Below are 5,969 nucleotides of genomic sequence, written 5' to 3'. Positions count from 1 at the left end.
CGGCCCCCGAGGCCGGCCCCGGCCCGGTGGCCCACCGCCCCCGACCGCTGCGCCTCCTGGTCGCCGACGACAACCCCGTGGTGCGCGCCGGGCTCACCGCACTGCTCTCCGACCGCGAGGACATCACCGTCGTCGCCGAGGCGGCGGACGGAGCCGAGGCGTACGAGTCGGCCCGGCGGCACCGGCCCGACGTCGTACTGCTGGACGTGCGCATGCCCGGCGTCGACGGCCTCACCGCCCTGCCCCACCTGGTACGCCTCGCCCCCGTGCTGATGCTGACGTACAGCCAGGAGAGCGAGGTCGTGCACGAGGCGCTGCACCTGGGGGCGGAAGGCTACCTGGTGCACGGGGAGTTCACCGCCGAGCAACTCGTCCGCGCCGTCCGGGACGTGCGCGAGGGCAACGCGCACTTCACCACGACCGCGTCCACGGCGCTGCTCGCACGGTTACGAAAGGGCACCATCCGCGCCCCCGGAACGCCAACTGTCTCGACTCCCGGGCCATTTCCCCGGACCTCTTCGCACGCGCAACCTGTTGTGGCAGAGTCACTCTCCGGAAGTGCACGGGGCGCGTCCGCGCCGGACGGGCCCCCGCCCGTTCGGGTCGGGGAGCCGGCTGAACGCTTCGGGCTGAGCAGCAGGGAGGCCGAGATCATGTCGCACATCGCGTCGGGCATGGCCAACGCACAGATCGCCGCCACCTGTTTCGTCGCCGAGAAGACGGTCAAGAACCACATCAACCGCATCTTCACCAAGCTCCACACGACCACCCGCAGCGAGGCCATCGCTGTCTGGCTCGGCACCGCCCGAGGAAGGACGGCAGGCCATGGCTGAGCACCCACGCACCGCCAAGTACCGTCAATGGGCCCGACTCTGGGCCTACGGGCCCACGCCGGGCGAACGCCCCGAGGCGTACCGTTCCCCAGCCACGGGGACTGACGCATCGGCCCTGCCCCAAGAGGGAGACCACCATGCACTTCCTGAACTTCCCGAAGAACCGCCACCAGCACGACGACAGAGGCCAGACAGCCGTCGAGTACCTCGGCATCCTGGCCGTAGTAGCCGCAATCATCGTCGTGCTGCTGGGGACGGACTTCGGTGGAGCTATCGTCGACGCCATCAACGAACAGATCGAAAAGGTAACTGGTGGCTGAGCAGCCAAGGTGATCGAGGGCAGGCCTTCCCCATTTACGTCGCCGTTGTGGGCGGCCTGTTCTTTTTGGCTTTCGCCTACTTTGCTGTCGGGCAAGCAGCTGCGAACAGAAACGAGTCTCAGGGGGCGGCCGATGCTGCCGCGCTTGCAGCCGCTCATGAGGCTCGCGATTACCTGGCTGAAGCGTTGCTAGAAAGCATTTCTGACCCGACTTCTTGGGGCGACCTGCTCGATGCCGGGCCTTTCGCTGCTCCGTCAGCCTGTGATGTTGCACAGGAGTTCGCGCACAAGAATAACGCCGACCTTGAGAACTGCAACCTACTCGCCTGGCCTGGTCGGGGATATGAAGTCACGGTCATAGGGCGTGAAGGCGTCGTAAATTCGGTCGTACCTGGTGGTGACGCCACGCGGTCAAAGAACTCGGCCTCAGCGGCTATTGAGCCTCTGTGTCGGATCGACCTGGATGACATTGCTGAGGATGAAGCGAGTGATGCTCCAATTGAGTTGCGCTGCAAAGATGGCAGGGTTGTTATTGATCCTGATCAGCCTCGAATTCCTAGCGTAATTAGCAAGATATTTGCCGTTCGGCTGGTTGAGTGATGGGTGAGGAGTAGAAGGTGCGACGACAGCGTTTCGGTCATGAACGCGGGGATGGGAAAGTGGCTGTTGCGGTCCTGGCGGTAGTGGTCTCTTCGCTCGCGCTGTTCGGTTGCAGCAGTAACGGGGAGGGTGAAGAGGTGAAGGGGAATAAACCCTCCGAGGGGCGGTCGTCTGGTGACGAAGCCACTAACTCGCCGCCCAGTGAAGTCGACACAGACAGCGTGATCGGCGAGCTGCGCGGAGATGGGTTCGTCGTATCGGTGCATTCAGCCACGCGAGATGGTGGTGGATTCGTGACGGTGCAGGCCACGCTGAAAAATGAGGGCGAAAAGACCATGACGTCGAACAAGTGGGGCTCTCCTGAGACGGCACTGAAATCCAAGTCCTCAATATCTGGCGCGACTCTGATTGATCGGCAGGGGAAAAAGCGGTACATGGTTCTCCGAGACACCGATGGTGAGTGCCTCTGTACTACAAATCTCGTGCGCATCAAGCCGAATGAGGAGCGCGCGATTTATGCTCAGTTTCCTGCCCCCCCCAACGACGTGACTGAAGTGGACCTGCTTATTCCCACTCTGAGTCCCGCTTCGATTGAAATCTCAGAGGGGTGAGTGCGATGAAACGTCAAAGGTTTCTCGCTGTGCCTGCGGTCTCGGCTGTCGTCGCAATCCTCGCCCTGGCCCTCGCGCCCTCCGCCCATGCCGAGGATCCGCCGGGTGTGCCGGCGAACGAGGATGCCCCGGTGGAGATCGACGCGAAGTCGCCGCAGCTCAAGATGCGCGACGGGGCGACGCTGGCCGAGCCTCGGGTGATCGACATCGTTCAGGTGGTCGAGGACGAGGGCGGCGAGGAGCGGCGGGAGGACTCCAACGCGAAGACGAAGTTCACGTTGCAGGCGGAGGTGCTGTTCGGCAAGGACAGCGCCAAGCTCAACGACGAGGCCAACACCCGCATCAAGGAGATCGCGGGTGAGATCAACACCCAGCGGGCCTCGGAGGTCAACGTCTTCGGCTTCACCGACAACCTGGGCTCGTACGCGCACGGTGTGACGCTTTCCAAGAACCGTGCGGAGGCCGTGCACAAGCAGCTCGTCACGGACCTGACGGACACCAGCGCCACCTTCAACATCCGTGGCTACAGCGAGGATTACCCCATCGCGTCCAACGCGACGGAGGAGGGCCGGAAGAAGAACAGGCGGGTGGAGGTCTCCTTCCCGCGCTCCGGGGACTAGGCCGAATCGTCGGAACTCCTCCCGCCGGCCGAGGCGGTCGTTGATGATGTCCGTGTGACTCACCGCATCAGCGTTCTGATCTCGGCCTTCGGCGTGCTCGTCGGCATGGCGCTGCTCGTCGTTGCCGTCAGTGAGTACCGTTCAGGGGCGTCGGGGCTGTGGGTCGGGGCCGGCGCTGCGGTGTTCTTGAGTGCCCTGTACGTGCTTGTGCGGGACGTGCGGCGACTCCGCACCGCGTCGACGCCCTGACGGTGGCGAGGTCTGCGACCGGCTTCGGACGTGGGCCATCGGCGGCACGGTTCGCGAACTCCCTCACCCGCCCCCCGACATCAGCAGGACCTGTACACCGGGCTGGAAGGAGAGCCGCCGCCATGGAGCTGTACCCGCAGGCAACGCCGTACGCGGAGGGCATGCTGGACGTCGGTGACGGTCACCGCCTGTACTGGCGGACGTACGGGAACCCCGAGGGCAAGCCGGCCGTCGCCCTGCACGGCGGGCCCGGGTCGGGTTGCGGCCCCGGGTGGGCCAGGTACTTCGACCCGGCTGTCTACCGGGTGGTGCTGTTCGACCAGCGGGGCTCGGGCCGCAGTACCCCGCACGCGGGCGAGGCCGTGGTGTCCCTGGAGAGCAACACGACCGACCACCTGCTGGCGGACATCGAGCGGTTGCGTCGTCATCTCGGGGTGGAGCGCTGGCTGGTCTTCGGGGGGTCGTGGGGCACGACGTTGGGCCTGGCCTACGCCCAGCGGCACCCGGACCGGGTCAGCGAACTGGTGCTGTTCAGCGTGGTGACGACCAGCCGGCAGGAGGTGGAGTGGGTGACCCGTGACGTCGGCCGGTTCTTCCCCGCCGAGTGGGCCCGCTTCCGTGCGGGCGTGCCCGCCTCGGACCGGGACGGGAACCTGGCCGAGGCATACAGCCGGCTGCTGCACGATCCGGACCCGGCTGTGCGGGACCGGGCGGCGCGGGACTGGTGCACGTGGGAGGACACCCATGTGTCCCTCCAGCCCGGGCACCGCCCGAACCCGCGCTTCGAGGACCCGGTGTTCCGGCTGGCCTTCGCCCGTCTGGTCACGCACTACTGGAGTCACGCCGCCTGGTTGCCGGACGGCGCCCTGCTGCGCGGGGCCGCAGGGCTGGCGGGCGTGCCGGGGGTGCTGGTGCACGGTCGGCTCGATCTGAGCAGCCCGCCCGACGTGGCCTGGCAGCTCGCGCGTGCCTGGCCGGGCAGCGAGCTGCTACTGGTCGACGACGCGGGGCACGGCGCGCAGACCGACGGCACGGTGTCCGCCCTGCTCGCCGCCATGGAACGGTTCGCGCACCGCGCGCCCTGACCGAAGGTCACCGCCCACCCGCGCCACCGCTCACCCGCGCCGCCGCCCACCCGCGCCGTCACCTGGTCGTCCAGGCAGGCCCCTCCGTGGCGCCGTCCACCCGGTCGGCTCAGTGCGGCACGCCAGGCATCGGCACCGGTACCGGGCGGAACCGTCCGCGACGGAACCGGCGATCCGCGGAGTCACGGCGCCGTGACCCCTGGTGCACGAGTTCGTCAAGTGGTCGTCGCTCGACAACGGGGCGCAACGGACGGGAGGATGGTGATCACCGTTTTCCGAGCATTAGGGAAGGACAACACATGGCCACCACGCGCATCGCGAAGACGCACTGGGAGGGCAACCTGATGGAGGGCAAGGGCTCCGTCGAGCTCGCCTCCTCGGGGGTCGCCACCCACGAGGTCAGCTGGCCCTCCCGCGCGGAGGAGGCGAACGGCAAGACGAGCCCCGAGGAGCTGATCGCCGCTGCCCACTCGGCGTGCTACTCGATGGCGTTCTCCCACGGACTGGCCGGCAAGGGCCACACCGTCGAGTCGCTGGACACCCAGGCCGACGTGACCTTCCAGCCCGGTGAGGGCATCACCGGCATCGTGCTGAAGGTCCGCGCCACCGTGCCCGGCCTCTCCGAGGAGGAGTTCCAGGCGGCGGCGCAGGACGCCAAGGCCAACTGCCCGGTGAGCCAGGCGCTGGCCGGGGTCAAGAACATCACCCTCGAGGCCGAACTCGTCTGAGTCGTCCTCCCGGTCGCCGGGTCCGCGCCGCCCAAGCGCGGCCCCGGCCCCCGTGCAGGCCCCGGCGCCCGTTCAAGGGCCGGCACCCGTTCAGGGGCCGGCGGGCCGCTCGGACTCCACGATCACCCGCACGCCCCTGCGCAGACCCCAGCCGTCCATCGTGCCGGCCTCGGACTCCAGCACGTGCCGGGCCCGAAGGCGCAGGCCGCCCAACCTGCCCGGCGGCATGGTGCGCACCGCCAGCACCCGCAACTCCCGGTCCAGGTAAGCCACATCGATGGCGAAGCGCATCCGGAAGGTGTGCACACCGCTTGCGGGTGTCAGCAGCATCGCCCCGGAGACGCCGTCCCTGCCGAGCAGCCCCCGGGTGCGGCGTCGGTAGGACGCGGCGATCTCCAGCGGCACGGTGAGTCCGCCGACGAGCAGTGTGCCCCGGCCGTCGCGCAACCGTCCCGATCCCCGCATCGCCGTCCTCCTCACCCTCGACGTCGTCGCCTGTCCGGCAACGGGCCCGGGGGTCACGCTAGTTCAACAGCGCGGGACGGGCCCCGCTTCACCGGCAGCAGGACTCCGCACGGCGACCGCGGCCCGATCCGGTGGCTCACGGCGCCCGATGACCGGCGGCTGCGCCCCCGGCCCCGGCCCCGACCCCGGGCCCGACTCCGTCCCCGGCCCCGGCCCGGTCCGTATGCTCTGCCCGTGGACCCCTTGCTGACCGTTCTCGCCGCCGCGTACGGCGCCGCCGCGGGGCTGCTGCTGCCACGGCCCGGCTATCGGCTGGCGGTGGAACCGGAGGAGGAGTGGGCCTCGGCCTGCCCGGCCGGTCACGAGTTGCCCGGCTGGATCGGCAGCAACCGCTGCGAGGCGTGTGCGGGGGACCGCTACGGGCCGTCCGCCGTGCGCTGCGCGCTGGTGACGGCGGTG

Annotated in this window: 9 protein-coding genes and 1 pseudogene; 9 read left to right on the top strand and 1 reads right to left on the bottom strand. The window is 68.5% G+C overall.

Going from position 1 to position 5,969, the window contains the following annotated elements; translation table 11 throughout:
• Positions 1–26: 26 nt before the first annotated feature.
• From ACYVE9_RS13335 to ACYVE9_RS13300, 8 genes are all read left to right on the top strand, one after another.
• Complete coding sequence (locus ACYVE9_RS13335; RefSeq protein ID WP_461028033.1) at positions 27–833, top strand: response regulator; 807 nt, start codon at positions 27–29, stop codon at positions 831–833.
• A 137-nt stretch (positions 834–970) separates the two neighbouring features.
• Positions 971–1,153 (top strand): Flp family type IVb pilin, encoded by a 183-nt coding sequence (locus ACYVE9_RS13330; protein ID WP_461028031.1) that lies wholly within the window; start codon positions 971–973, stop codon positions 1,151–1,153.
• The gene (locus ACYVE9_RS13325) at positions 1,150–1,752 is read left to right on the top strand and encodes a pilus assembly protein TadG-related protein (protein ID WP_461028032.1); all 603 of its coding nucleotides are present in this window, start codon (positions 1,150–1,152) and stop codon (positions 1,750–1,752) included. Before ACYVE9_RS13330 ends, ACYVE9_RS13325 begins: the two co-directional genes overlap by 4 nt.
• A 17-nt stretch (positions 1,753–1,769) precedes the next feature.
• Complete coding sequence (locus ACYVE9_RS13320) at positions 1,770–2,363, top strand: hypothetical protein (protein WP_461028030.1); 594 nt, start codon at positions 1,770–1,772, stop codon at positions 2,361–2,363.
• Positions 2,364–2,368: 5 nt separating this feature from the next.
• The gene (locus ACYVE9_RS13315; RefSeq protein ID WP_461028029.1) at positions 2,369–2,983 is read left to right on the top strand and encodes an OmpA family protein; all 615 of its coding nucleotides are present in this window, start codon (positions 2,369–2,371) and stop codon (positions 2,981–2,983) included.
• A 54-nt stretch (positions 2,984–3,037) separates the two neighbouring features.
• Positions 3,038–3,232: a hypothetical protein gene (locus ACYVE9_RS13310; protein ID WP_461028028.1), complete on the top strand. Its 195-nt coding sequence runs from the start codon at positions 3,038–3,040 to the stop codon at positions 3,230–3,232.
• A 122-nt stretch (positions 3,233–3,354) separates the two neighbouring features.
• Complete coding sequence (pip, locus tag ACYVE9_RS13305) at positions 3,355–4,317, top strand: prolyl aminopeptidase (RefSeq protein ID WP_461028027.1); 963 nt, start codon at positions 3,355–3,357, stop codon at positions 4,315–4,317.
• Between the two features lie 299 nt (positions 4,318–4,616).
• Entirely contained in the window at positions 4,617–5,045 is a 429-nt protein-coding gene (locus tag ACYVE9_RS13300) for an OsmC family protein (RefSeq protein WP_461028026.1), read from the top strand.
• 90 nt (positions 5,046–5,135) lie between these two features.
• Here ACYVE9_RS13300 and ACYVE9_RS13295 read toward each other — a convergent pair whose 3' ends face one another.
• On the bottom strand, positions 5,136–5,510 hold the full coding sequence (locus ACYVE9_RS13295) for a DUF192 domain-containing protein (protein ID WP_461028025.1): 375 nt from the start codon (positions 5,508–5,510) through the stop codon (positions 5,136–5,138).
• Positions 5,511–5,744: 234 nt separating this feature from the next.
• Here ACYVE9_RS13295 and ACYVE9_RS13290 point away from each other — a divergent pair.
• A pseudogene (locus ACYVE9_RS13290) lies at positions 5,745–5,969 on the top strand (prepilin peptidase); the annotation flags it as partial.

It is taken from the genome of Streptomyces sparsus (genome assembly GCF_054776295.1).
This window is presented reverse-complemented; position numbering and strand designations above follow the sequence as displayed.

Bases quoted from the DNA above. Each gene is read 5' to 3' on its own strand.
- ACYVE9_RS13330 (WP_461028031.1), top strand. From the start codon at position 971: ATGCACTTCCTGAACTTCCCGAAGAACCGCCACCAGCACGACGACAGA.
- ACYVE9_RS13315 (WP_461028029.1), top strand. From the start codon at position 2,369: ATGAAACGTCAAAGGTTTCTCGCTGTGCCTGCGGTCTCGGCTGTCGTC.
- ACYVE9_RS13300 (WP_461028026.1), top strand. From the start codon at position 4,617: ATGGCCACCACGCGCATCGCGAAGACGCACTGGGAGGGCAACCTGATG.
- ACYVE9_RS13295 (WP_461028025.1), bottom strand. From the start codon at position 5,510: ATGCGGGGATCGGGACGGTTGCGCGACGGCCGGGGCACACTGCTCGTC.
- pip (WP_461028027.1), top strand. From the start codon at position 3,355: ATGGAGCTGTACCCGCAGGCAACGCCGTACGCGGAGGGCATGCTGGAC.